Source organism: Neorhizobium sp. IRS_2294 (assembly GCF_050500145.1).
Taxonomy (GTDB): domain Bacteria; phylum Pseudomonadota; class Alphaproteobacteria; order Rhizobiales; family Rhizobiaceae; genus Neorhizobium; species Neorhizobium soli.
Genome location: NZ_CP191439.1, coordinates 398,328 through 423,153 on the forward strand (window position 1 = coordinate 398,328; position 24,826 = coordinate 423,153).

Here is a 24,826-nt window from a genome sequence, read left to right on the forward strand (position 1 = left end):
GCCGCCTTCCGCCTGCCATTGCCGATCAGTCCCGTTGGATGCAAGCGTCAAGGATACCGGCCCTCAAGGCCGCCGCCCGGAGATGAGCGATCTCCGCTTGCTCGTCGCAGAATTTAGCCCAGCAGGGGGATTTCGTAAAGCAGAAAAGGAATAAAATCCTTTGCTGCTATCCTACGCCACCATGGCCATGTTGAGCCGGCCGAGCTTGATGACGGCTTGGGTGCGACTATCGACGTTCAGCTTCAAAAGAATAGCCGAGACATGCGCCTTGATGGTCGCCTCCGAGACGCCCAGCTCGTAGGCGATCTGCTTGTTGAGCAGGCCTTCGCCAAGCATCGACAGAACCCGGTGCTGCTGGGGCGTCAGCGTCCGCAGACGGTCGAGAATGTCTGATCTTGCGGCGTCTTCCTCGCTCTGCGATGTCTCGCCTTTCGGCACCCAGATATCGCCTTCCAGCACGGCCTGTATTCCGGCCCTGATATCGTCCAGCCCGCAGGATTTGGAAATGAAGCCGGAAGCGCCCAGATCGAGCGCCCGCCTGATCGTGCTGCGATCGTCCGTGGCTGAAACGATGATCACCGGTAGCGCCGGAAAGGCCGACCTGAGCGACGTCAGGCCCGCAAATCCGCTCACGCCCGGCATGGCAAGGTCGAGCAGCATGAGATCGGTTTCGGGATTGTCTTGCGCCGCTGTTCTCGCCGCATCGAAGTCGCCCGCTTCGATGATGACAATTTCGTCGGCAACGCCTTGTATCGCCTGTTTCAGCGCACCGCGGAAAAGCGGATGGTCGTCGGCGATGATGATGTTGAGTGTCTGCATGTCCACGCCCCCTCCCAAAGGCATAGTCGTGCTTTCCCTGTAATACCTAATGTGTAGCGCCGAGTGTGGCGCGACACAAGTCTGCAAAATAGCATGACTCAGGTCCTGTCCGGTTGCGGCTCACCGCCAAATTCCCGCACCAACGACATGACGCCGCGCATGAACCGCTCGATGATCGAGAGCGACCGGTCGACAGCATCGTCATCAGGAAAGGTCTTGGGGCGATCGGCAAGACGCTGTTCCAGCGCGGTCACGCGTTTTTCGAGCAGATCCAGTTCCTTTTCATAGGCGGCCCGCTCGTCCGGTGCCATGCGGCAGACCAGTTCTCCGTCGGTGTCGTTGCACAGCGACATCGCGCCGGTTTGCGTATCCAGCCGCACGATGCCCTGTTCGGTCCGCTCCAGCTGGAACCGCCGGTCGTCTTGCGCTTGAGCCGGCAGCGAAAGCACCTGCGTCGAGAGCGCAACGGTTACAAAGACTCGTGTCGCAGTGATCCTTTTCATGATCCTTCCTCCTCATTGCACCATGGACAATCAACGCCCTTTGCGGCAAACGGTGCCGATCATAGATCAGAGCCGGACTATGGGAGTTCGTGATGCCCGATATCGTCTACAAGATCGTACCCGATTCACTTTGGCGCAAGGCCAAGGAGACCGGCCGCTTCGAAGGTGCGGAAATCGACCTGCGCGACGGCTACATCCATTTCTCCACCGGGTCCCAGGCGCGCGAAACGGCCAAGCGGCATTTCGCCGGTCTGACGGGCCTGATGCTGGTCGCCGTCAACACGCTGGTTCTGGGCGATGCCCTCAAATTCGAACCCTCTCGCGGTGGCGATCTTTTCCCCCACCTTTACGGCTTCCTGCCGTTTTCGGCCGTGCTGTGGGAAATGCCGCTGCTGATCGGCGTTGACGGCCAGCATGCCTTTCCGGAGAAAATGCCATGATCGGTACAGTGATGCGGCCCTTTTCGGCGTTTGCGTCGCGCAGTCTGTTCGTCTTCGATCCGGAAAAGGCCCACGGCCTGTCGGTCGCAGCGCTGAAAAGCGGTGTCGTACCCGCCTGCAGCCTGAAAGCCGATCCGCGGCTCGCCCAGACCATCGCCGGCATCCGCTTTGAAAACCCGATCGGGCTTGCCGCCGGCTACGACAAGAATGCCGAAGTGCCGGATGCGGCCCTGAAGCTCGGCTTCGGATTTACCGAGGTCGGTACCGTGACGCCGAAGCCGCAGGCCGGCAACGACAAGCCGCGTATCTTCAGGCTCGTTGAGGATCGCGGCATCATCAACCGGCTCGGCTTCAACAACGAGGGCCACGAGGCGGCGTTCCAGCGACTTTCGGCCCGTAGAGGCGCAAGCGGCATCGTCGGTGTCAATATCGGCGCCAACAAGGATGCAGAGGACCGTATCGCCGATTACGTCGCCGGTATCCGCAAATTCTACGGCCTTGCCACCTATTTCACAGCCAATATCTCGTCGCCCAACACGCCCGGCCTGCGCGACCTGCAGGCGCGCGACAGTCTGAAGGCACTGCTCGAGGCAATCCTGTCCGTGCGTGACGAAGAGGCGACCCGCCATGGCCGTTCCGTGCCGATCTTCCTGAAAATCGCGCCGGATCTGACCGAAGAGGGAATGGACGACGTCGCGGCAGAAGCTACGTCCCATGCTCTGGATGGTCTGATCGTCTCCAACACGACACTGGCACGTGACGGTCTGCGCAACCAGACCCAGGCGAAAGAAGCGGGCGGCCTTTCCGGCGCGCCGCTGTTTTCACGCTCCACGACCGTGCTTGCCAAGATGCGCCAGCGGGTCGGCAAGGATCTGCCGATCATCGGCGTCGGCGGTGTGGGAAGTGCGGCGCAAGCGCTCGAAAAGATCCGCGCCGGAGCCGATCTCGTTCAGGTCTATTCCTGCATGGTCTATGAAGGACCGGGCCTGCCATCCGCGATCGTCCGCGGCCTGTCATCTCTGCTTGACCAGGAAAAGGCCACATCGATCCGCGAACTGCGCGACACGCATCTCGACCAGTGGGCGGCCAAAAGCCTCTAGATCAGTTGGAAAGTACCATCGCCCAGTAAAGCCGTCCGTCGCTTGCGCGGGCGGCGGCAACGCCGAGGCTCTTGTAGCTGCCCAGCATGTTGCGCAGGTGTTTCGGCGAATCGATCCAGGCCTGAACAGCTTCGCCGACAGTGTGCTGTCCGGTCGCGATGTTTTCGGCGGCTGGCAGCGCCACCTCGCTCTTTCGCATCCGGTCGCCGAAATCGTCGCCGAAGCCGATCAGGTGCTTCATCTCTTTCGCCTTCGCCATTCTGACGGCCTGCCGTCCGGCTGCTTGCTGGGCCGGCCTGTCGAGGCCAAGCGGCGAAAGGCCCTGGGCCTGGCGCAGCTTGTTGACGAGCGGAAGCGCTGCTTCCGTCTCGTCGACAGAACCAGGCGTCGGCGTCATGACAGATGTGGTGGAGCAGCCGGCAAGGAGAAGGCCGGTGCCGGCGAGCGCCAGAAAGGTGCGACGGGAGGGGAGAGACACCATCGACATTCAGCGGCGAATGCTCAGAAGCCGCAGCACGATGAAGACAGGCACCACGATGATCGCGCCGAGAAGGAGATAGTCTCCGACGCGTCCCAGTGCCTGGAAACCGTTGTACCAGAGGTCGAGGAAATAGTAGCGGATGGTGTCGACGATATTGTCCGGCGTGAAGCCGAAAAACGCCAGCACGAAGCCGACGATCAGGCAGACGACGATCAGCTTGACGATCGTGCGGCCGATCGAATCGCCGAGGAACCTGTTCACGCCATCCGCCATCGTCGATCGTCTCCACCGTTGGAAAATTGGTTTGGGATTGCCATAGCCTTGCGGGAACAGTCCCGCAACCTGTCACATAGGCACTCTTCACTAGCCTCTCAAATACAACTTGAGTTTTTTTGTGGCCCGGGTGACAGGAGGGGCAAGGGGAATGGCGAGATGACGCAACTCCACCGTCGCCGTAATGCCCGCCGTAACTCCAGTGAAAGCCGTCACGCCATGAGCGCGATCCAGTTCTCTTCCGGTGACGTCATTGCCGACCGCCGCGCGGATTATGCCCGCATGCTGGCCGAGGGACAGGATTTTCCCGCCGCCGCAGAACTGATGGAGCAGGCACTGGAACTCGTGCCCACCTGGGCCGCCGGATGGTTCAGGCTCGGCGAATACCGCGACAAGGCGGCACTCGCCAATGCTGCCGACGCCTATCGCCGCGCGCTTGAGCTGCAGCCGGACGATATCTTCGGCGCCAGCCTGCGGCTCGCGCTGATCGGCGCCGGCGATGTCCCGGACCATCCGCCCAGCCGCTATGTGGAGGGCCTGTTCGACGACTATGCCGACAGGTTCGATACGTCACTGGTGGAAAAGCTCAACTACTCGGTCCCGCAAAAGCTTGGCACGCTGGTCGCGCACCATGGGCCGTTTGCGACCGTGGTCGATCTCGGCTGCGGCACCGGCCTGTTCGGGGCCGAGATCCGCGACCGGGCAGGGCGCCTGGAAGGGTTCGACCTGTCTGCCAACATGCTGGCCAAGGCTGCGGACAAACACCTCTATGATCACTTAGGCCAGTCGGATCTCAGCCTTGAGGCAGCACAGTCCGGCCTGTTCGACACGCTTCCGCCGCACCGTGCCGATCTCGTTTCGGCAGCCGATGTGCTGATGTATCTCGGCTCGCTCGAAACGGTCTTCCCACTCGTGACCGAGCTTCTGGCACCGGCCGGTCTGTTCGCCTTCTCGGTGGAAGATGCGGGCGAGGACGAGACGTTTGTGCTCAAGGATTCGCTCCGTTACGCCCATTCGGAAGTCTATATCGGCGGCCTGCTCGCGCATTACGGCTTCGTTCTCATCGCCGTCGAGCGGACGACCATTCGCATGGATGCCGGCAAACCCATCCACGGCATACTGTTTCTGTCGCGAAAGACCGGGTAAGCCTTCACTTTGTTGTTATTTCGAAAGGCCGTCGGCGCGCGCAGCGATGTCGCTTGATGAAGCTGCTATCGCGGTGCACAATCCGCCAAAAATCAAGGGGAATAGCGTGGCCGACGAACAGGTTGCAGCAAGGCGCCGTATGGGTTTCTACAGCCTTGATCCGGCACGCCATACGATGCTGGAAGATGCGCAGGGCCTGTTCATCAGTGCCATGGTTGCAGCCCTAGGTCTTTATCTCCTGAACCAGGTCGGGCTCCTCACCAGCGGCACGGCCGGCGTCGCCTTCCTGTTGCATTATGCGTTCGATATTCCCTTCGGTGTCCTGTTCTTCGTCGTCAATCTGCCGTTCTACTACCTGTCCTTCAAACGCCTCGGCCTCGGTTTCTCGGTCAAGACCTTCATCGCCATTGCCGGCGTTTCCGTCATTGCCGAGCTGGAGAAACGCTTTCTGGTGATCCAGTATCTCGATCCGTTCTGGGCAGCGCTGCTCGGCGGCATCCTGATCGGATTCGGCCTCTTGGGCCTTTACCGGCACCGCGCCTCGCTTGGCGGCATCGGCATTCTCGCGATCTACATCCAGGACCGTTTCAAGATCCCGGCAGGCCTCGTCCAGCTGGGTTTCGATCTCTGCGTCATGGCCGCCGCCTTCTTCGTCGTCAGCCCGATGACCGTGGTCTGGTCGCTCCTGAGCGCCGTCGTGCTAAACCTTCTCCTGACCGTCAACCATCGCTCCGACCGCTACATCGCGGTGCGCTGATGGCAAACGTGACCGACAAAAAGAGCCCCGTCGGCCTATGGGCTTCCAGCTCGGAAAAACATTCGCTCATCGAAGATGTGCAGGCGATCCTTGCCGGTTCCATGCTGGCAGCGCTGGGCGTCGTGCTGCTGCAGGCCGCAAACCTTCTGATCGGCGGCACGGCAGGTATCGGCTTCCTGCTGCGCTACTCGGTCGATATCAGTTTCGGTGCCGCATTCTTCCTGATCAACCTGCCCTTCTACTGGCTTGCCTACAAGCGGCTCGGTCCGGTGTTCACGGTCAAGACCTTCTCCGCCGTTGCGGTCACGTCGGTGCTGACAGGCGTTCTGCCGAAGCTGATCACCATCAGCGCGATCGATCCTGTTATCGCCGCCCTGTTCGGCGGTCTCCTGATAGGTTGCGGCATGCTGATCTTGTTTCGCCATCGCGCCTCTCTCGGCGGTTTCGGGATCCTCGCGCTCTACCTGCAGGACCGTCTCGGCTGGCGGGCCGGCTTCGTCCAGCTCGGGCTTGATTGCGTCGTGCTGGTCCTGTCCTTCCTCGTTGCCAGCCCCTTCGTCATCCTCTGCTCGGTCATCGCCGCGGTGACGCTGAACCTGACGCTTGCGATCAACCACCGCACCGATAGATATATCGTTCGGTAATGCTCTTCATTTTCGCCAGGTTCGTCTTACCTTAACGACGTGGATCTCGTCGAAAACCCAACGCCCGGCTCTGATGCTGTCGCTCTGCCCCGCCCGTTCCTCAAATGGTTCGCGGAAAAGGGCTGGTCTCCGCGCGCCCACCAGCTGGAACTTCTCGCCCGCGCGCAGGCCGGCGAAAACATGCTGCTGATCGCGCCCACCGGTGCCGGCAAGACGCTTGCGGGCTTCATGCCGTCGCTGACCGATCTGGTCATGCGTGGCAAGATCCCGCCGGGCTCGGCGTTTACCGGTATCCACACGCTCTACATCTCGCCGCTGAAGGCGTTGACGGTCGATATCGAACGAAACCTGATGAAGCCGGTCACCGAGATGGGGCTTGCCGTCACCGTCGAGAACCGCACCGGCGACACGCCGCAGTCGAAACGCCAGCGCCAGAAGCTCAACCCGCCCGATATCCTGCTGACCACGCCCGAACAGGTGTCGCTGCTGCTCGCCAACAAGGAGGCGGAGCGGTTCTTCAAGGACCTGAAATACGTCGTCCTTGATGAACTGCATTCGCTGGTCACCTCCAAGCGCGGCCATCTCCTGTCGCTCGCCCTCGGGCGCCTTCGCCGTCATGCCCCGACCATGCAGACGATCGGGCTCTCTGCCACCGTGGCCGATCCGATGGATCTCCAGCGCTGGCTGGTGCCGCAGGGCGAACATCCGGCCCCACCCGCCGGCCTCGTCCATGTAACGGGGGGTGCTGCACCCGATATCACCATTCTCGACACGGAAAACCGCATCCCGTGGGGCGGCCATGTCTCGGCCTATGCCATCCCGGACGTCTACCGCGAGATCAAGCGCCATGCGACGACGCTGATCTTCGTCAACACCCGCTTCCAGGCCGAATTCCTGTTCCAGGCGCTGTGGACAATCAACGACGACAATCTTCCGATCGCGCTCCACCACGGTTCTCTAGATGCCGGCCAGCGCCGCAAGGTGGAAGCGGCGATGGCCGAAAACAAGCTGCGCGCCGTCGTCGCCACCTCGACGCTCGACATGGGCATCGACTGGGGCGATATCGATCTCGTCCTCCATATCGGCGCGCCCAAGGGCGCCTCGCGTCTCGCCCAGCGCATCGGCCGCGCCAATCACCGCATGGACGAACCCTCGAAGGCGATCCTCGTGCCCGGCAACCGGTTCGAGGTGATGGAATGCCAGGCGGCGCTCGATGCCAATTACTTGGGCGCCCAGGATACGCCGCCGGTCGGCGAAGGTGCGCTCGATGTTCTCGCCCAGCACGTCCTCGGCATGGCCTGCGCCGAGCCGTTCGATCCGCTTGAGCTCTATGACGAGATCATCTCGGCCTCGCCCTATGCGGGTCTCTCCTGGGAAATGTTCGAACGGATCGTCGATTTCGTCGCGACCGGTGGCTATGCCCTGCGCGCCTATGAGCGTTACGCCAAGATCCGCAAGACGGAGGAGGGCCGTTGGCGGGTCTCGAATGCGCAGGTGGCGCAGCAATACCGCCTCAACCTCGGCACCATCGTCGAGGCGACCGAACTCAGTGTCCGCCTCGTCAAGCGCAATGCCAAGGGCGCGGTCGGCCGCGGCGGCATGACGCTCGGCAAGGTCGAGGAGCAGTTCCTCGAACAGCTCGTGCCCGGCGATACGTTTCTGTTTGCCGGCAAGGTGCTGCGGTTTGAAACCATCCGCGAGAACGAATGTCTGGTGTCGAACACCTATTCGACCGATCCGATGATCCCGACCTATGCGGGCGCAAAGTTTCCGCTCACCACCTATCTCGCCGATCAGGTGCGCGCCATGCTGGCGGATCCGGAACGCTGGAAGGTTCTACCGGATCAGGTGCGCGACTGGCTGGCGATCCAGAAGGAACGCTCCATCCTGCCGCGCCGCGACGAGCTGCTAATCGAGACCTTTCCACGCGGCAAACGCTTCTTCATGATCGCCTACTGCTTCGAAGGGCGGCTCGCCCACCAGACGCTTGGCATGCTTCTCACACGCCGGCTGGAGCGCGCAGGCGGCAGGCCGCTCGGCTTCGTCGCCACCGATTATTCACTTGCCGTCTATGGCCTCAACGACATGGGTGCGATGATCGCGGACGGCAGCCTCAGCCTTTCCGATCTGTTCGACGAGGACATGCTGGGCGATGATCTCGAAACCTGGCTCGCCGAAAGCTATCTGCTGAAACGGACTTTCCGCAATTGCGCAGTGATTTCCGGATTGATCGAGCGGCGTCATCCGGGCAAGGAAAAGACCGGCCGGCAGGTCACGGTCTCGACCGATCTGATCTACGACGTGCTGCGCAGCCACGAGCCCGATCACGTTCTTTTGGAGGCGACACGCCGCGATGCGGCAACGGGGCTTTTGGATATTGGCCGGCTAGGAGATATGCTGGCCCGAATCAAAGGGCATATCACCCACCGCGCCCTTGATCGCGTTTCGCCGCTGGCGGTACCGATCATGCTGGAAATCGGCCGGGAAACGGTGCCGGGCGAAGCGCAGGACGTGGTGTTGGCCGAGGCCGCAGACGAATTGATCGCCGAGGCGATGGGGTAAGGCTTTATTCGCGACGCTAGCCCGGACAAAGGCCCGGCGCGGGGATAAAAGGCTTTGCACCGCAAGACAGGAAAGACCGAAAGACATTGCTGCACCGCCTGCGCCTCGCCGCTCAATCCAGCACGATGACCCCGGCCGCTACCGGCGCGGAAGAGATCGTTGTCCATGGCGTCGCGGCTGTCTGCGATCCGCTCGGCGGCCTCTATCTGCCGGCAACCGGCATGCTCGTCGTGTCCGACCTGCATCTGGAAAAAGGCGCTGCCTTTGCAAGGCGCGGCATGATGCTGCCGCCCTACGATACGATCGCCACTCTCAACATCCTCGCCGCCGTCATTGCCCGCTACGATCCGAAAGTGGTCGTGTCGCTCGGCGACAATTTCCATGATCGCCGCGGCTCGGAATACCTGCCGGCAAACCTGCGCACGATGATCGCAGACATGGCGCGCGGCCGCGACTGGATCTGGATCAACGGCAACCACGATCCTGATGGAACGATCGACCTGCCGGGCACCTGCTCCGACGAACTCGTCTATGGCGACCTCGTCTTCCGCCATGAACCGAGCCTCGCTGCCGGCCCGAACGGCGTCAAGGGCGAGGTCGCAGGCCATCTCCACCCGTCCGCCACGGTCCGCCGCCGCGAAAAATCCGTCCGCCGTCCGTGCTTTGCCAGTGACGGCCACCGCCTCCTCATGCCCGCCTTCGGTGTTCTCGCCGGCGGCCTCGACCTCAATCACAAGGCGATGCACGGCATATTCGACCGCGAAACCCTGGTCGCCCACCTCCTCGGGCGCGATCGCATCTATTCCGTCCGCTACGGCAATTTGCTGGGCTGATTGCTCCAGGGATTCCCCCCTCCTTCAGCCAACGCAGTGTGTCGGTCCAGAACTCCTCCCTGTGGCGCGCGTGGAACAGGCCGAAATGCCCGATCCGTGAGTGCCCGTAGACCGCGGGCTCCAGCAGAACCTCCGTCCGTTCGGCGCCGTTATAATAGGCAAGGCTGCGGCGAATAGCTGCCACGCTGCCGATGTCGTCGTCCGCAACGGCAATGGCCAGGATGGGTGCCGTGACCGCCGCAAACCGGCGCAGAACCTCGTCGCGCTCGCCGACCGGATGGGTCATCTCCATCCGGGCCCCGCGAAAGCTCCACTCGTTGGCAACGCCCGCCGGCAGGTCTTCGAGCCAGCCGAGCCGCTTGCCCGGGAAATAGCCGAATGCGGCGGTGAGCACCGGCATCACTACATGCCACTTGAAAAACAGCCGGGCGCGGTGCCCCGGCGCATAATCGCGCCAGTAGGCGTATTGCGCGCCTACCGTCAGCATCCGGTCGATCCGTGCCCCGTTCGGAGATAGGCCGGGCAGATAGCCGCCGATACTGTGGCCAACCACCTGCAGCGGTTGATCCGGCCGCCTGTCGTGCATGAACCGAAGCGCTGCGTCGAAATCCTGCTCGCCCCAGTCCCGCCAGCGATAGCCGCAGCCCTTAAGGCTCGCCGGTCGCGACAGTCCGATGCCGCGATAATCGTAGGTCAGCACATCGAAGCCGTGCCTCGTTAGAAACTCCGCATAATAGTGATAGTAGCGGGCAAGGACGCCGGTTGCCGGGTTGATGATGACGCTGGCAAGCGGCGGCCCCGATGCCGGCCAGATGTGACCGCCGAGCACCACCCCGTCCTGGCAGGTGATCGTCATCGGTTCACCTGTCGGACGTGGTGTGTCCTGCGTCAGCGTCATCCCATTCTCCCTTCGGCGAAGGGAGAATACAGCCCTGTTTTTGGTGCGCAATTGGCCGAAAGGCCAAGGCGGTTGCGCGCCTCTAGCGTGGCAGTTTTGCGAACCCCTTGGCGAGGATCGGGCCGGTCGGGCGGCCGGTCGGGGAGCCGCCGGCTTGTTCGAGGGTGATCTCGTAGAGCTGGGTATCCTGGGGTCTCGGCAGCGCAGGGCCGTGCAGCGTTGCGGAATGCGCGCCTTCCAAAAGGCCGAGCGACATCGGCCCCATGTCACGCGAGGGCAGCGTCCAGACCTGCATCGTCTTGTCTTGCGGCACCGTAAAGTCGCTGAGCAGTCTGACACTTGCCGTGTCGTTGCCAAAATCCTCGACCACGGCCTGGATTTCACCGGCCTCGTTGAGGAGCACAGCCACCACCAACGGCTCGTTTACCCGGGTGACGCTCCAGACCAGACCACCGGCAAGGATCAGCGACGCCGCGATTGCGGAGATCGCGGTTGCCCGCCAGCCGGAGCGGCTGTTGTCGTTGCCCGCGAGAGGCAGTCTCGGCGAAACCGAAGCGAGAGACGGGGCTGTGGCGCCCGGTTGCACCGGCAGATGGGAGGCGATCGCGTCCCAGAGCGCGGATGATACGGGAGCCGGCTCGACGCTGGTGTCGAGCGGCAGGAACCGCTCGCGTGCCCTGGCGACTGCTTCGGCAAGGCCGCCGTCGCGCTCGATGGCGGCTTCGACCTCGGCAGCCTCGGCCGCATCGAGAAGACCCAGAACATAGTCGTCGGCGATGGCCGGAAAGTCTCGTTCCTCGATCCTCATGCCATGCACTCCCGCAGCGAGGAAAGTCCGCGCCGGATCCACGATTTTGCCGTTCCAAGCGGAAGCTTGAGGCGTCCGGCGATTTCGCCATGCGTGTATCCGCCGACATAGGCCATCAGGATGCCGCGTCGCTTGATCTCGTCGAGGGAACCGAGGCACTCGTGCAGACGGCTGTTGCGGTCGAGCCTGTGGAAAGAGGCCATGATCTGGTCCAGCTGCTCGCCGTCCTGCAGCGTCTCGAGCCTATCTTCGCCGACCAGATCCTCGCGCTTGCCATCGCGCAACAGATTGAGCGCGCGGTTGCGCACGATCGCGTAGATCCAGCCGCGCGCCGATCCGCGCTCGGGCGAGTATTGATGTGCATGGGTCCAGATGCGGATAAAGGCTTCCTGCACCACTTCTTCCGCCAGCTCCCGCCGCCGCACGATCCGCTGCGCAACAGCCACCAGCCGGCCGGCCTCGTCGTCGAAGATGCGGCGCAAGCCCTGACGGTCGCCCGCAGCGCAGGCGGCAAGCGCCATCTCGAGATCGTGTGTTTGGTCGGTCACCAGGGCCAAGCCGCTCTCTCCCCATGCGCGTTCGCAGGAACGCGAATATTGTCTCTGTGCTGTTGCCACGGCGGGCATGGGCTCGTCCAGTCTCGAAAGGTTTACCGGCTGCAAAGTCGCCTTCGAACTTAAGGACACGCCAAACCGGAAAATGGATGCAGCGAAAAAATATTTTCGTCTGCTGCATCCAAACGTATCCTCCCGTGTGTCTCCCTTCTGAGAGCATCGAAAAGGCCATGCGCCGACATGCTCTCGTCAAAGGTTTCAACGGGAGAACAGACACCATGAAGACCCTTCGCCACGCTCTGATCGCATCCTCGATCCTCGCAGCTTCAGCCGTCACGGGCGCAGTTGCCGCCTCCGCCGCCCCGGTCCTCGGTCTTACCGGCGACAAGACGCTGGTGATGTTCGACACGGCAAAGCCTGAAGTCAGCAAGACGATGGAAGTCACCGGCGTCACCAAGCTGGTTGGCATTGATTTCCGCCCGGGCAACAAGACCGTGATCGGCGTCACGCCGGAACACGCGATCGTCTCGATCAATCTCGAAACCGGTGCCGCCACCGAAGTCGCCAAGATGGACAAGATGCTGACCATGTCGGACGCTCCTGTTGTGGTCGATTTCAACCCGATGGCGGACCGCCTGCGCTTCATGACCGGCACCACCAACCACCGCGTCCATCCGGATACGGGCGCCGTCACGGTCGATGGGACGCTCGCCTTCGAAGAGGGCGACATGCACAAGGGCGAAGCCCCGAACATCGTCGCCGCGGCCTATACCAATTCGATCGGCAAGCCCGAGAAGACCGCGATGTACAACATCGATGCCACGATCGGCGCGCTGATCCAGCAGACCAAGCCGAACGACGGTACCCTGAAGGCAATCGGCAAGCTCGGTCTCAAGGACAAGCCGGCGACCTACGCCTTCGATATTCAGGGTGAAGACGGCGGCAAGAACACCGCCTATCTCGCAGCCGGAAAGATGCTCTACACGGTCAACCTGGAAACGGGCGCTGCGACCGAAGTCGGTACAATCTCCGGCGTCGAGACCGATGTACGTGACATCGCGGTTCTGCCTGCTATGTAATGCGACTGGCGGGGCGGACCACAGCGGTTCCGCCCCGCCGACTCAAACGATGCGTGCCGCCTATATCTCGCCCGAGATCTCCCGGCGCCTGCGGTCCAGCTCTTCCGTGTAGCGCCGCAGCGTATGACTTTCCGAAAGCTGGCCGATCACCTTGCGCTCGATCTGGTTGTTGACCACGGCCAGCGCTTCCGTCTCCGTCTTGTCGAACATCGCCGCTGCCTGCTTGGCATTCATGCTGCGCAGGAGAACGTCGTTCTTGAAGCGGATGAAATCGGCAAGCTGCGGCTTTTCCTCGCCGCCTTCGGTCGCCGCCGAATAGATTTCCGGCGTCAGCACCATGCCGATATATTTTTCGTCTTCGCCGACCATGATCACGCGCTGGGTTGATCCAAGCGGAAACTCCTTGCGAAAATCCTCGAGCGTCATGGATGCCGGTGCCGTCTTCACGTCGGCGCGCATCAGCTTGTCGACGGTAAGGTTGCGGATCCACCCGACGTCATGGGCGCTGCGGATGCTTTCACCACGCAGGTGAAAACGCCATGTCGCAAACGAGTAGCCGAATGTGGTGCGCACCACGACGGACGAGGTGATGACCGCGGCAAGCGCCAGCGCCGTGATCGGAAAGTCACCGGTCACTTCGAGCGCCAGGAAGGTCATGGTCAGCGGTCCGCCGATCACGGCAACGGCCATCGCGCTCATTCCGACCACGGCATAGATGACTGGGGTCAGCGTCGCATTGGCGAAAATGTAGGGTGTCGAATAGGCAAACAGCTTGCCGATCAGCGCACCGAGAAACAGTGAGGCAAAGAACAAGCCGCCACGGAAACCGGCGCCGATAGTGATGGCCGAAGCAACGGATTTCAGCAGAAGCAGGCCCAGCACCGCGCCGATCGCCATATTCTGGTTGAGGCTCGCATGCAGCGCGCCGTGGCCGGCCGAAAGCACCTGCGTATCGATCAGCGCCAGCAGGCCCACCGCAAGTCCGCCGATCGCCGGCCGGAAGGCGGACGAGATGGAACTGGCGCGCGCCAGTTCCTCGACCTTGGTCACGCCCTGCATGAGAAGGATGCCGCCGCCGGCACAGACGATGCCCAGCACCACCGCCGGCAGGTAATCGGCGGGCACGACGGTGCCGATCTTGCCGATATCGATCATGAAGGCATCGCCGACGAAAAGCCGGGTGACGAAGGTTGCCGCAAGCGCCGCAACGACGACGGGCGCGAGGCTCACGATCGTGTAGGTGCCGATGATCAGCTCGAACGCGTAGAAGGCGCCGGTCAGCGGTGCGTTGAAGGCGGATGCGATGGCACCGGCAGCACCGCAGCCGACCAGCACGCGCAGATCCGTTCGGCGCAACTGCACCAATGAGCCGATCTTCGACGCAATGCCGGAGGACAGCTGCGTATAGCCGGCCTCAAGCCCGATCGAGGTGCCGAAGCCGTTGGAGATCAGGTTCTGCACCGCGACGATGATGCTGTCGGTCAGTGACAGGCGACCGCCATGCAGCGCATTGGCCTCAATCGGGTCGACCATCGGCTTTTTACGCCACTTGCGCAGGATCAGGTACAGCAGGCCCATCACGACACCGCCGGCAACCGGCGCCAGTAGCACCGTCGTCGGCTCGAGAAACGCTGCCGAACTTAAGCGCTCGGTGCTGCCGATCTTGAAGATCAGGACATGCAGCGCGTGCGAGATAAAACTCATCGCAGCGACCGCGAGGCCGGCGAGAACCCCGACAACGCCTGCGATCAGGATCAGGCCGAATTCGCTGCGCCTGATGACTGCGCGCAGTTCGGACGGCCGAAGCAGCGGACGGAGGAGGGACAGGGAAGCCAAAAGGCGTGCGGCGATCCGGCGGAACATGCTGACGCTTTGCATTGGAACTGTATGTTGCGCCCTAACTAGGGCGTGAGGAGAGGATTGGAAACCGTTCCGGCGAATTTGTTAGACGATCAGTCCTTGCGGAAGATGATGCTGGCGCCCCATCCGGTTACGACAGCGATCAGCACGCAGAACAGACCGTAGGCGATCGGACGCTCGTGGGCTGCATCGGTGATCGCCTGCTCCAGGCCGGTCTTGACCACGCGCAACGGCATCTCCCGCTGAAAGATCAGGTCGCCGCTCTTGAACAGATAGGCGTGGACCATGTGCACGCCATCGGGCACGTTGGCTGGAAGCCGCAACGAGGCTCGGAACAGGCTGGACGAGACGAAGCGCACGCCGCTCGTGTCGCGCTGGTAAAGCCCGCTGTTGAGCTTCTGCCGGCGATAGGCCTCGCGGAAATCGCTGATCAGACCGGAATTCGGAATGTAGCCGGTGGGGTTGAGAGGCAGGTGTTCGATGCCGACCCCGATATTGTTGAAGGACGGCGCCTGGTGATCGAGGTCGTTCAGCTGGCGTGTGCTGGCGATCGAATAGCTCTCCGGCACCTGTTCGAACGTCATCGCCTGGGTGTTCATCCAGATCCCGAGCACGCGTTCCTTGCGCCGCACGGTGGCATAGTCGCGCGGACCTTCAAGCGTCACGACGATATCGTACTGACCGATCGCGAGCAGCAGCTCGTCCGGATTGGTAATGGCCCCGAAGATGGTGAGGTCGGCGCCGCGGAAATCCGAGGTGATGGCAATCTCGCTCGACGATGCTCCGATCTCCAGCCCTTCCTTGATCGGCGAGGCCGTGTCGAACGGCGTCTGGGCCGCGACCTGCGTTGCCAGCGACAATCCGAATGAGAGAAGAAGAAGGAGGGAGAGGATCAGCCTGCGCATCAGTAGGACAGTCCTCCGACGGCCACCGAATAGACGTCGCTCGGCGTTGCGATCAGGCCGATCGCAAGACGGATGCCGACGGCGAGAACCAGCAGCGCCAGCAGTGCGCGCAGCTGTTCGCCGCGCAGCTTCTGGCCGACGCGCACGCCGTACTGGGCGCCGATCACGCCGGCAATCATCAGGATCGTCGCAAGCACGATATCGACGGAGTAGTTCGTCGCCGCCTGCACCATCGTCGTATAGGCGGTGGTGAAGATGATCTGGAACAGAGAGGTGCCGACCACGACATTGGTTGGAATGCGCAGGAGATAGATCATCGCCGGCACCATGATGAAGCCGCCGCCGACACCCATGATGGAGGTGAGGACGCCGATCACGAAACCGAGCACCAGGATCGGAATGGCCGAGAGATAGATTTTCGACTTCTTGAAACGCATCTTGAAGGGCAGGCGGTGCACCCAGTTGTGCTGGCCCGGGCGTTTCAGCGGAAGCTGCTGGTTGTTCTTTGCCCGCCGCATGGCTCTCAGGCTCTCCTGCAGCATCAGCGCGCCGATCGTCGACAAAAGCACGACATAGAGAAGCGAGATGAACAGGTCGAGCTGGCCGATGCGCCGTAGCCAGGAAAAGATCCACACACCGACCGTCGCGCCGACAAGGCCCCCGGCAAGCAGCACCGTGCCCAGTTTCATATCCAGCGACCCGCGCCGGAAATGGGTGATCGCGCCCGAGATCGAGGAGGCAACGACCTGGTTGGCGCCGGTTGCGACGGCAACGACGGGTGGAATGTTGTAGAAAATCAGAAGCGGCGTGATCAGGAAGCCACCGCCGACGCCGAACATGCCGGACAGAAACCCGACAGCTGCACCCATGCCAAGGATGATGAAGATGTTCACCGAAAGCTCTGCAATCGGCAGGTAGACAGTCACGGCTGAACCTCGACACGTCGAAAAGACAACGCCGTTGCAGGCGGCACGCATTCAAGTGGGCCGTCGCTTTGGCTTTGGGGAACCCTTTCACAGACGCGATGAACCGCGCATGAAGGACACCCCGTCATGCGCTTGGCCTGCCGGGGTGTCAATTCGTGAATCCGTGGGGAAAACAGCAGCTTCAGCGTTTTCCAATGGGCGTGGCCGATAGTCCCCAGCCCGACCGGATTGGTCGTCTTACGGGTTGCTGGCTACTTGTTGCGTGCCAGCAATTCCCGAACCAGTGCGTCGTTGATGCGGCCGGAAGGCTCCTGGCCGATCGAGGACTGGAACGACTTGATTGCGCTTACCGTCTTGGCACCAAGCTTGCCGTCCGGCCGTCCGGCTTCAAAGCCGTTCTTGTTGAGGATCGCCTGGATGTTGCGGACGGCCTTTTCCATGTCAACAGATGCGGTGGTAAGACGCTTGCCGGCAGCCCATTCATCCGGAACAACAACGGCATTTGCCCGCGGCTCGGGTGTCATCACCTTCCAGAGGTCGACCTTGGCGCGGGCGCTTTCCAGCTGTTCCTTGCGCATGGCATTGGCCACTTCGTCGCGCTTCTGGGCGGCGTCGTTGTCGCCTGCCTTTGCCGCAACGGCAAACCACTTGTAGCTCTCTTCCAGATCCTGCTTCACGCCGTTGCCGCGGGCAAACAGGATGGCAAGGTTGAACTGGCTGTCGGCCACACCGTGGTCGGCGGCCTGGGTGAACCACTTGACGGCCTGGGTGTAGTCAGGCTGGCCCGTGGCACCGGACGCGTAGAGAACGGCGAGGTTGTGCATGGCGCTGGCATTGCCGGCTTCGGCGGCCAGCTGATAGTAGCGAACGGCTTCACCGAGGTTGCGCTCGACGCCCGTTCCCTTTTCGAACATGTTCGCCATGCGGTACTGGGCAGGCGCAAGACCACGGTCGGCGGCAAGCTTGTACCAGGTTGCCGCCTCTGCGAGATCGGTCTTGACGCCACGTCCCTCGGTAAAGCGGGTGGCAATCTCGAACAGCGCGTTGGCATCGCCCGACGATGCGGCGTCGGCAAGCGATTTCGGCTCCAGGCCGACAGGCACGACGATCGGAGCCGGTGCCTCGATTTCAGCGGCAGCCGGCGCTTGTGCCGTGAAGCCGGCGTCTTCTGAAGGTGCCGGAGCAGCTTCGGCGGCCGGACGCATTGAAGCGAGGTCTCCGGCTGCGGGAACCGGATCGATCAGGTGGTTTGTCGCGGCGTCGGGCGCGACCGGAGGCGGCGTCGCTGCCACATCCTGTCCGTCACCATCGCTGGCTGCAGGGCTTTCGGCCGGGGTTTGAGCGGTGTCGACAGGAGCGGGAGCTTCGACTGGTGCGCTCGGAGCCTGCGCAGTCTCTTCCGGCACGGAGACCGGAGCCGGGGCTTCGAGGGCAGCCTGTTCGGGCGCGCTGTCGCGGCTTCCGGTCACGTTCTTGACCACCTGCATCGACATCATCACCAGCAGCACGGCGCCGACGGCCATCAGGATGGGGCGGCGATGCTGCGAAAACTTGGCAAACATGCCGGTCTTTTCGGACGGCGTGCCGGCAACCGACGTGGTCTGCGACTTGGTGGCGGAGCGAACGCTCTTGACCGCGTTGACCTGTGAAGGATCCGTCTCCTGTGCTGCGGCCTTGGCTGCACGACGGGCAGCGGCGATATAGTCAGCGCGGTCCGATTTGTCGGCCGTTCCGGGTTTCTCGCCACTGAAATCGCCGGCGGCCTGGCTGGCACGCACGCGCTCGAGGATCTTCTTGACGTCAGGAGCGCCCGAGCCCGGCTCCAGCAGGTCGTTTTCACGGCCGGCTGGGAGAATGTCGGCTGGATCGATCGAAGGCGTTGGCTCTATGACGGTGCGGGCCGGCTTTTCGCCTGCATCGCGGGTGCCCGACTTGAAACGCTTCGAGAGGCCGGCCAGCAGACCGGGCTTGGCCGGCTCTTCCCGCGCGGCTGCAGGGGGCACGACGACCTCGTCGGTTTCGACGGGCGCATCTGCCAAAGCAACATTGCGGTCCTCGGCGCCGGCAAATTCCATCGCTGGAACGGACAGTTGCGCTGTGGCCGGCATCTTGGGATGGCGAAGCGGCTGGTCGGTCTGGGCTTCGCGATTGGCCGGCGCATCGCGATAGGCGGGCTCGAAACGGGCCGTGGAAATGCTGTCTTCCAGCGTGTCCAGACGATTGGCGATCTGCACCAGCGTTCCGTGCAAGGCCTCGAACGTCTGATGGCTGCGCGTTTCCGTGCCACGGGTCAGCTCTTCAAGATGGCGAAGATCGTCGGCGAGGGCTGAAAGGGCTGCCATGTCGCCGGACGCGACGGCCATGCCGCCGGCCCCGGTATTGCGCGAATAGGCCTCGACGACGGCTTCTGCGGCCTGCCGTGCGGCTTCCAGAATGTACTCGTCGTTGGTCGACATGTAGCTTTCGATTGCCGAGAACCGATGCTCGAAACCATCAGGTAGCGCACTGGCCGAAGATGTCTGCGGCTCGCTGATCAGGCTCGAAAGATGCGCGATCTGGTCTTCCAGGCTACGCAGGGCGTTTTCGTCTCCGCGCGGTGCGCTGGCTGCTTCGTCCAGTCGCATGGCGATGTCGGTCAGCCGGGTTTCCAACCGGTCGAAGGCCCGCTCGTCGGTGGCAGGCGCCGGGCGATATTCGATCTCGTCGATACGACGGGCGAGATCATCCAGCCGCTCGCCCAGCATGTCGTTGATCGAGTTGTGATCAAGACCATCGATCTTGCGCGAGATATCGGCGAGGTGGTCGGAAAGCTCGGTCTGATAGGCGGGCTTCTGCGCCTGCGTCAGCATGACCGAAAGCTGGTCGAGCCGCTCTTCCAGCCGCATGGCGGCCTGTTCGTCGGAGAGTTCCTCGATCCGCGCGGTCAGCGCTTCGATCCGTCCGGACAGCATCTCGCTCGGATCGGCAGCAGCCTGGCTGATCTGATCGACCTGCTCTGCGATAGCGACGATCCGGCCGTCGAGCTTCTGCATGAAAGCCTGGTCGAGCGTGGCTGCAGCCGAAGCACGGCTGCCGGCGGCAACGGCGCGAGTGATTTCGTCGAGACGCTCGTCGAGAATGGTGAACTGCTCGGCAAGCAGTTCGTCGGATGGCTGCATGCGGCTGCCGAGTTGCTCCATCGCGGTCGCGATCGCAATCAGCTTCTGCTCCAGCGCGCGCAGCGCGGGGCTGTCGTTCATGCCGCCAAGCTGGGTCTTGATGTCGTCGATCCGGTAGGCGAGCTGCGAAACCTCGTCGCGCAGAAGCTCTGGCTCAAGCCCGTGGATACGCTCTTCCAGCCCTTGCCAGCGGCTTTCCATGCGCTGCACGGAATCTTCGCGTGCCACGCCATCCATGACCTGGGCCATGACATTGCGCAGTTCCTCGAACTCGGCGCGCAGGGCCTCCGCATCGGGAGAATTGCTGTAGCCCAGCTGACTAATGCTGTCGGCAAGACGGGAGAAATCGCCGCGCAGGTCTTCGGTGCCGCGATGATCTTCGGCAATCGAGCGGATCGAGCGGATTTCGGTTTGCAGTGCGCCCATCTCGCGGGCGACGCCTTCGGCGATGTCCTGCTTCAGTTCGTGACGCAAGCCGACCAGCGCTTCGGCGATTTCGCGCATGGAGGCGCCATCGGTCGCCTGCTGGCGGGTTTCCCGCATTTGCATATCGCGGCTGGCGACGGCCCGCTCGAAGCGGCTCGCAGAAACTTCGGTGGCAGTTGCCGCAACCGGTGCAGCCGGACGGCGCTCCTGGCTGGGACGATAGGCTTCCGGCGGCGTGATCTTATCGCGGAGTGGTGATTGGACGGGTTGGCGGACCGGTTCGGCCGCATGCGACTGCTGTGCGCTTGCCATGCGCTCGCGGGCCGATCCCAGCATGCGCTGGCGCTCGCGGATTTCCGCCAGCGGGTCGGCAAAGCGAGGCGCCGCTGGCCTCTGCATCTGCGGGGGCTGCACGGACGCCGGTTTTTCGAGGCGCGGGTCGGAAGCGGGCTGGCGGCGTTCGCGCCCGGCGCCCGACATCAGATCCTCGATTCGGGCCTCCAGGCCCTCGATCGTACGGTTCAGGGCGTCAAGAGAGGAGCGTTCGCCCGGGCGGTTGGGATTCGATCGTGATCCGTTCATGTGCTCGCTCGCTTCCGCGTTTTACCTGCCGACGCTCGGTTTCAGCCTCATCCGCCGCCTATTGGCACCGGTGAATCACATCCATATTAGACATTTCTTACGCAAGGCTTGCCTTATGAAAGAACGACTCATTCGTTGGATGGATTTGACTGACCTCCCGTAGTCCCCACTATTTCCAGAAACGTAGTAAATAAATCGTTAATGTTCGTTAAGATCTTAACCTTTTTGCCACGATTCCGCATGTTTGCCCGGATGACACGGGTTTCGACGATGCTATCACTGTGATGCAGCGCGGCGGGCGCGACTTCCTCGGCAGTGCAGGCGAAAGCACCTATTAGGTGATGCTAACGCCGGGTCAAACTCGGCTCGCGATATGAGACTCCAACTGTTTGACGTTTACGCGAACGTCAATTAAGTAAGTGCAGGAGACGACGGGCTGCGATGCCCGGGAGGAAGCGTCAGGCTAATCTGGAGGATGGATAACGATGCCCGTCTATAAGGCACCGGTAAACGATACACTTTTCGTTCTGAATGATGTGCTCGGCTTGGAGCGTTACGGCAACCTGCAGGGTTTTGCCGATGCGACGCCCGACATGATCGAGGCGATCATCGGCGAGGCGGCGAAAGTAGCCGAAGAGGCCCTGTTCCCGATCAACCTTTCCGGCGACCGGGAAGGCTGCACCCGCAACGACGACGGCACTGTTTTGGTGCCCAACGGCTTCAAGCAGGCCTATGACCAGTATGTCCAGGGCGGCTGGATCGGCCTGGCCGTACCGGAAGAGTTCGGCGGCCAGGGCCTGCCCTACACACTGCATGCCGCCGTCGGCGAATACATGTCGTCGGCCAACATGTCGCTGATGATGTATCCCGGCCTGACGCAAGGGGCGATCGCCGCCATCCTCGTCCACGGCACGGACGAGCAGAAGGCCACCTATCTGCCCAACATGGTCGGCGGTAGTTGGTCGGGCACCATGAACCTCACCGAGCCCCATTGCGGCACGGATCTCGGTCTGCTGCGCACCAAGGCGGTGCCGCAGGATGATGGCTCCTACAAAATCTCCGGTCAGAAGATCTTTATCTCCGCCGGTGAACACTCGATGACCGACAATATCGTGCATCTGGTTCTCGCGCGGATCGAGGGCGCGCCTGAAGGCACCAAGGGCATCTCGCTGTTCATCGTGCCGAAGTTCATGGTGGGCGATGACGGTTCGCTCGGAGCCCGCAACGGCGTCAGCTGCGGTGCGCTCGAAGAGAAGATGGGCATCCACGGCAACTCCACCTGCGTCATGAACTATGACGATGCCACGGGCTATCTGATCGGTGCCGAGAACAAGGGTCTCTCGGCCATGTTCGTGATGATGAACGAAGCCCGCCTCGGTGTTGGCCTCCAGGGCCTGTCGATCGCGGAAACCGCCTATCAGAACGCCGTCGCCTATGCCAACGAGCGTATCCAGGGCCGTTCGCTTTCGGGCGCGAAAGCGCCGGATAAGAAGGCTGACCCTATCATCGTCCATCCGGATATCCGCCGCTCGCTGATGACCATTAAGGCCTTCAACGAGGCAGGCCGCGCCTTCGTTTTGTGGACGGCGCTGAAATCCGATATCGCCCACCGCTCGCAGGACGAAGCGGAACGCCAGAACGCCGACGATCTCCTCGGGCTTGCCACGCCGATCCTCAAGGGCGTGCTGACCGACAAGGGCTTCGATCACGCGGTCATGGCCCAGCAGGTCTTCGGCGGCCACGGCTATATCGAAGAATGGGGCATGAGCCAGTATGTCCGCGATGCCCGCATCGCGATGATCTACGAAGGTGCCAACGGAATCCAGGCGCTCGATCTGGTCGGTCGCAAGCTTGCCCTCAACGGCGGCCGCGCCGTCATGGCCATGTTCAAGGAAATCGGTGATTTCTGCGAGGAAAACCGCGGCGACGAGGCGATGGTTCTCTACACCAAGGGCCTCAAGAAGGGTCTGAACGACCTGCAGGCCTCGACCATGTGGTTCATGCAGAACGCCATGGCCAAGCCCGACAATGCCGGTGCCGGGTCGACCGACTACATGCATCTGTTCGGCCTCGTCACGCTCGGCTACATGTGGGCGAAGATGGCGAAAGCCGCCCAGACTGCACTGGCTGCCGGGGATCCCCGCGAGGAGTATCTGAAGACGAAGCTCGTCACGGCGAAGTTCTATATGGAGCGTATCATGCCGGAAACCGCGCTGCGCAAGGTGCGAATCGAGGCCGGCGCAGACACCATGATGGAACTGGCCGCCGAGGCGTTCTAAGCGTTGGCTACCCCCTCTGGCCTGCCGGCCATCTCCCCCACAAGGGGGAGAAAATGTGTGGCGACTGCTCGTCCCGATTGAACATCGGCGGTGCGGCGGGATAAACCCTCCCTCTTGTGGGGAGGGTTTGGGAGGGGTCTTCTCTCCCGCAGTGAAACAAAGGCAATGTAATTTGCCACCAAGGGAGATGACACCATGACCGAAGTCTTCATTTACGATCACGTGCGCACGCCGCGCGGTCGCGGCAAGAAGGACGGCTCACTGCACGAAGTGCCGGCTGTCCGTCTCGCGGCAAAGACCCTCGAAGCCATCCGTGATCGCAACGGGCTCGATACGGAAACCGTCGACGACATCATCATGGGTTGCGTCGATCCGGTCATGGATAGCGGCGCCGTCATCCCCAAGGCCGCAGCCTTCGAAGCGGGATATTCGACCCGGGCACCCGGCATGCAGATCTCCCGTTTCTGCGCATCGGGCCTTGATGCCGTCAATTTCGGCGCCGGTAAGATCGCAGCCGGATCCGACGACATCGTCATTGCCGGCGGTGTCGAATCGATGTCGCGCGTCGGCATGGGCATGTCCGGTGGCGCCTGGTACATGGACCCTTCGGTCAACTTCCCGTCCTACTTCATGCCGCAGGGCGTCTCGGCCGATCTGATCGCGACGAAATACGGGTTCTCCCGCGATGACGTCGATGCCTATGCCGTCGAAAGCCAGAAGCGCGCCGGAAAAGCCTGGGATGCGGGCTATTTCAAGAACTCGGTGATCCCGGTCAAGGATCAGAACGGCCTCACCATTCTCGACCGCGACGAGCATATGCGGCCCACCACCGACATGCAGGCGCTGGCCTCGCTCAATGCCTCGTTCCAGATGCCCGGCGAAATGGGCGGTTTCGAAGCTGTCGGCATTCAGGCGCATCCGGAAATCGAAAAGATCAATTACGTCCACCACGCCGGCAATTCGTCTGGCATCGTCGATGGCGCCGCCGCCGTCCTGATCGGCTCGAAGGCCGGCGGCGAAAGCATGGGCATCAAGCCGCGCGCCCGTATCCGCGCGTTCGCAACCATCGGCTCCGACCCGGCGCTGATGCTGACCGGCCCAGTCGACGTCACCGAAAAGCTGCTGGCCCGCACCGGCATGACGATTGCCGATATCGACCTGTTCGAACTCAACGAGGCCTTTGCCGCCGTCGTGCTGCGCTACATGCAGGCGTTCGACATTTCCCACGACATCATCAACGTCAATGGCGGCGCGATTGCCATGGGGCATCCACTCGGCGCCACCGGCGCGATGATCCTCGGCACCGTTCTCGACGAACTCGAACGCCGCGATCTCAACACCGCACTGGTCACGCTCTGCATCGGTGCCGGCATGGGTACTGCTACCGTGATCGAGAGGGTCTGACCGTGAGCTTCAATACCGGTACAATCGAAGACGAATTTGCGCATGTTGACGACCACTGGTCGCCACGCGTCATTGCCGATCTCAACGGACAGAGCGTGAAGGTCGCGAAGGTCAAGGATCATCTGACCTGGCATTCGCATCGCGACGAGGACGAACTGTTCCTCATCTGGAAGGGCGAACTCACGATCGAATATCGGGACCGGCCGCATGTCCATATGAAGGCAGGCGACTTCCATGTCGTTCCGAAGGGCGTCGAGCACAATCCGGTCGCGGCCGATGAGTGCTGGATACTCTTGTTCGAACCGTCCGAGACGAAGCATACCGGCGATGTCGTGGTCGAAAAGACCAGGACGTTGGAAACCCAGCGCAGCCATTTGTCGGCCTGATAG

At 62.3% G+C, this 24,826-nt stretch carries 22 protein-coding genes; 11 read left to right on the top strand and 11 right to left on the bottom strand.

The features are described 5' to 3' along the window. Positions 1-171: 171 nt before the first annotated feature. Both ACQY1K_RS02025 and ACQY1K_RS02030 read right to left on the bottom strand, forming a co-directional pair. A complete protein-coding gene (locus ACQY1K_RS02025) occupies positions 172-819 on the bottom strand; it encodes a response regulator (RefSeq protein ID WP_062453903.1) in 648 nt (215 codons plus the stop codon). Positions 820-917: 98 nt separating this feature from the next. Beyond that, positions 918-1,322, bottom strand: coding sequence for a hypothetical protein (locus ACQY1K_RS02030; protein ID WP_430258182.1), 405 nt, complete (start codon positions 1,320-1,322; stop codon positions 918-920). 92 nt (positions 1,323-1,414) lie between these two features. On the opposite strand from ACQY1K_RS02030, the gene ACQY1K_RS02035 reads away from it, so the two are divergent. Continuing rightward, a complete protein-coding gene (locus ACQY1K_RS02035; RefSeq protein WP_062453901.1) occupies positions 1,415-1,762 on the top strand; it encodes a DUF952 domain-containing protein in 348 nt (115 codons plus the stop codon). A gap of 11 nt (positions 1,763-1,773) precedes the next feature. After that, entirely contained in the window at positions 1,774-2,862 is a 1,089-nt protein-coding gene (locus ACQY1K_RS02040; RefSeq protein WP_430258870.1) for a quinone-dependent dihydroorotate dehydrogenase, read from the top strand. A 1-nt stretch (position 2,863) separates the two neighbouring features. On the opposite strand, the gene ACQY1K_RS02045 is transcribed toward ACQY1K_RS02040, so the two are convergent. Together ACQY1K_RS02045 and ACQY1K_RS02050 are read right to left on the bottom strand one after the other, a co-directional pair. Beyond that, complete coding sequence (locus ACQY1K_RS02045; protein WP_430258183.1) at positions 2,864-3,349, bottom strand: CAP domain-containing protein; 486 nt, start codon at positions 3,347-3,349, stop codon at positions 2,864-2,866. Further along, positions 3,350-3,616, bottom strand: a complete 267-nt coding sequence (locus ACQY1K_RS02050) for a DUF6460 domain-containing protein (protein WP_062578966.1) — start codon at positions 3,614-3,616, stop codon at positions 3,350-3,352. Positions 3,617-3,835: 219 nt separating this feature from the next. Here ACQY1K_RS02050 and ACQY1K_RS02055 point away from each other — a divergent pair, with 219 nt between their 5' ends. The 5 genes from ACQY1K_RS02055 (at position 3,836) to pdeM (ending at position 9,558) form a co-directional block, all read left to right on the top strand. Beyond that, complete coding sequence (locus ACQY1K_RS02055; RefSeq protein ID WP_430258872.1) at positions 3,836-4,762, top strand: methyltransferase; 927 nt, start codon at positions 3,836-3,838, stop codon at positions 4,760-4,762. Positions 4,763-4,901: 139 nt separating this feature from the next. Next, positions 4,902-5,519 (top strand): YitT family protein, encoded by a 618-nt coding sequence (locus ACQY1K_RS02060; protein ID WP_062453896.1) that lies wholly within the window; start codon positions 4,902-4,904, stop codon positions 5,517-5,519. Next, positions 5,519-6,163, top strand: coding sequence for a YitT family protein (locus ACQY1K_RS02065; protein WP_430258184.1), 645 nt, complete (start codon positions 5,519-5,521; stop codon positions 6,161-6,163). Before ACQY1K_RS02060 ends, ACQY1K_RS02065 begins: the two co-directional genes overlap by 1 nt. A gap of 39 nt (positions 6,164-6,202) precedes the next feature. Continuing rightward, on the top strand, positions 6,203-8,725 hold the full coding sequence (locus ACQY1K_RS02070; protein ID WP_430258185.1) for a ligase-associated DNA damage response DEXH box helicase: 2,523 nt from the start codon (positions 6,203-6,205) through the stop codon (positions 8,723-8,725). A gap of 86 nt (positions 8,726-8,811) precedes the next feature. Further along, positions 8,812-9,558 (top strand): ligase-associated DNA damage response endonuclease PdeM, encoded by a 747-nt coding sequence (pdeM, locus tag ACQY1K_RS02075; protein WP_430258186.1) that lies wholly within the window; start codon positions 8,812-8,814, stop codon positions 9,556-9,558. Here the strand turns inward: pdeM and ACQY1K_RS02080 are convergent. The 3 genes from ACQY1K_RS02080 to ACQY1K_RS02090 form a co-directional block, all read right to left on the bottom strand. Further along, positions 9,452-10,456 (bottom strand): alpha/beta hydrolase family protein, encoded by a 1,005-nt coding sequence (locus ACQY1K_RS02080; protein WP_430258187.1) that lies wholly within the window; start codon positions 10,454-10,456, stop codon positions 9,452-9,454. The genes pdeM and ACQY1K_RS02080 overlap by 107 nt on opposite strands. Before the next feature lie 82 nt (positions 10,457-10,538). Continuing rightward, positions 10,539-11,264: an anti-sigma factor gene (locus ACQY1K_RS02085; RefSeq protein ID WP_430258188.1), complete on the bottom strand. Its 726-nt coding sequence runs from the start codon at positions 11,262-11,264 to the stop codon at positions 10,539-10,541. Next, a complete protein-coding gene (locus ACQY1K_RS02090; protein ID WP_113165352.1) occupies positions 11,261-11,785 on the bottom strand; it encodes a sigma-70 family RNA polymerase sigma factor in 525 nt (174 codons plus the stop codon). Before ACQY1K_RS02090 ends, ACQY1K_RS02085 begins: the two co-directional genes overlap by 4 nt. Before the next feature lie 311 nt (positions 11,786-12,096). On the opposite strand from ACQY1K_RS02090, the gene ACQY1K_RS02095 reads away from it, so the two are divergent. Further along, positions 12,097-12,897, top strand: coding sequence for a DUF4394 domain-containing protein (locus tag ACQY1K_RS02095; RefSeq protein WP_430258189.1), 801 nt, complete (start codon positions 12,097-12,099; stop codon positions 12,895-12,897). 60 nt (positions 12,898-12,957) lie between these two features. Here the strand turns inward: ACQY1K_RS02095 and ACQY1K_RS02100 are convergent, their stop codons facing one another. The 4 genes from ACQY1K_RS02100 to ACQY1K_RS02115 form a co-directional block, all read right to left on the bottom strand. Next, positions 12,958-14,760: a chloride channel protein gene (locus ACQY1K_RS02100; protein ID WP_082476242.1), complete on the bottom strand. Its 1,803-nt coding sequence runs from the start codon at positions 14,758-14,760 to the stop codon at positions 12,958-12,960. Between the two features lie 89 nt (positions 14,761-14,849). Continuing rightward, positions 14,850-15,662, bottom strand: a complete 813-nt coding sequence (locus tag ACQY1K_RS02105; RefSeq protein ID WP_062453889.1) for a TIGR02186 family protein — start codon at positions 15,660-15,662, stop codon at positions 14,850-14,852. Continuing rightward, positions 15,662-16,588, bottom strand: coding sequence for a sulfite exporter TauE/SafE family protein (locus ACQY1K_RS02110; RefSeq protein WP_062453888.1), 927 nt, complete (start codon positions 16,586-16,588; stop codon positions 15,662-15,664). Before ACQY1K_RS02110 ends, ACQY1K_RS02105 begins: the two co-directional genes overlap by 1 nt. A gap of 251 nt (positions 16,589-16,839) precedes the next feature. After that, positions 16,840-20,754: a peptidoglycan-binding protein gene (locus ACQY1K_RS02115; protein ID WP_430258190.1), complete on the bottom strand. Its 3,915-nt coding sequence runs from the start codon at positions 20,752-20,754 to the stop codon at positions 16,840-16,842. Between the two features lie 485 nt (positions 20,755-21,239). Between ACQY1K_RS02115 and ACQY1K_RS02120 the strand changes: the two genes are divergently transcribed. From ACQY1K_RS02120 to ACQY1K_RS02130, 3 genes are all read left to right on the top strand, one after another. Continuing rightward, positions 21,240-23,033, top strand: coding sequence for an acyl-CoA dehydrogenase C-terminal domain-containing protein (locus ACQY1K_RS02120; RefSeq protein ID WP_430258191.1), 1,794 nt, complete (start codon positions 21,240-21,242; stop codon positions 23,031-23,033). Between the two features lie 195 nt (positions 23,034-23,228). Next, on the top strand, positions 23,229-24,437 hold the full coding sequence (locus ACQY1K_RS02125; RefSeq protein ID WP_430258192.1) for an acetyl-CoA C-acetyltransferase: 1,209 nt from the start codon (positions 23,229-23,231) through the stop codon (positions 24,435-24,437). A gap of 2 nt (positions 24,438-24,439) precedes the next feature. Continuing rightward, a complete protein-coding gene (locus tag ACQY1K_RS02130) occupies positions 24,440-24,823 on the top strand; it encodes a cupin domain-containing protein (RefSeq protein ID WP_062453884.1) in 384 nt (127 codons plus the stop codon). The last annotated feature ends 3 nt before the right edge of the window (positions 24,824-24,826 follow it).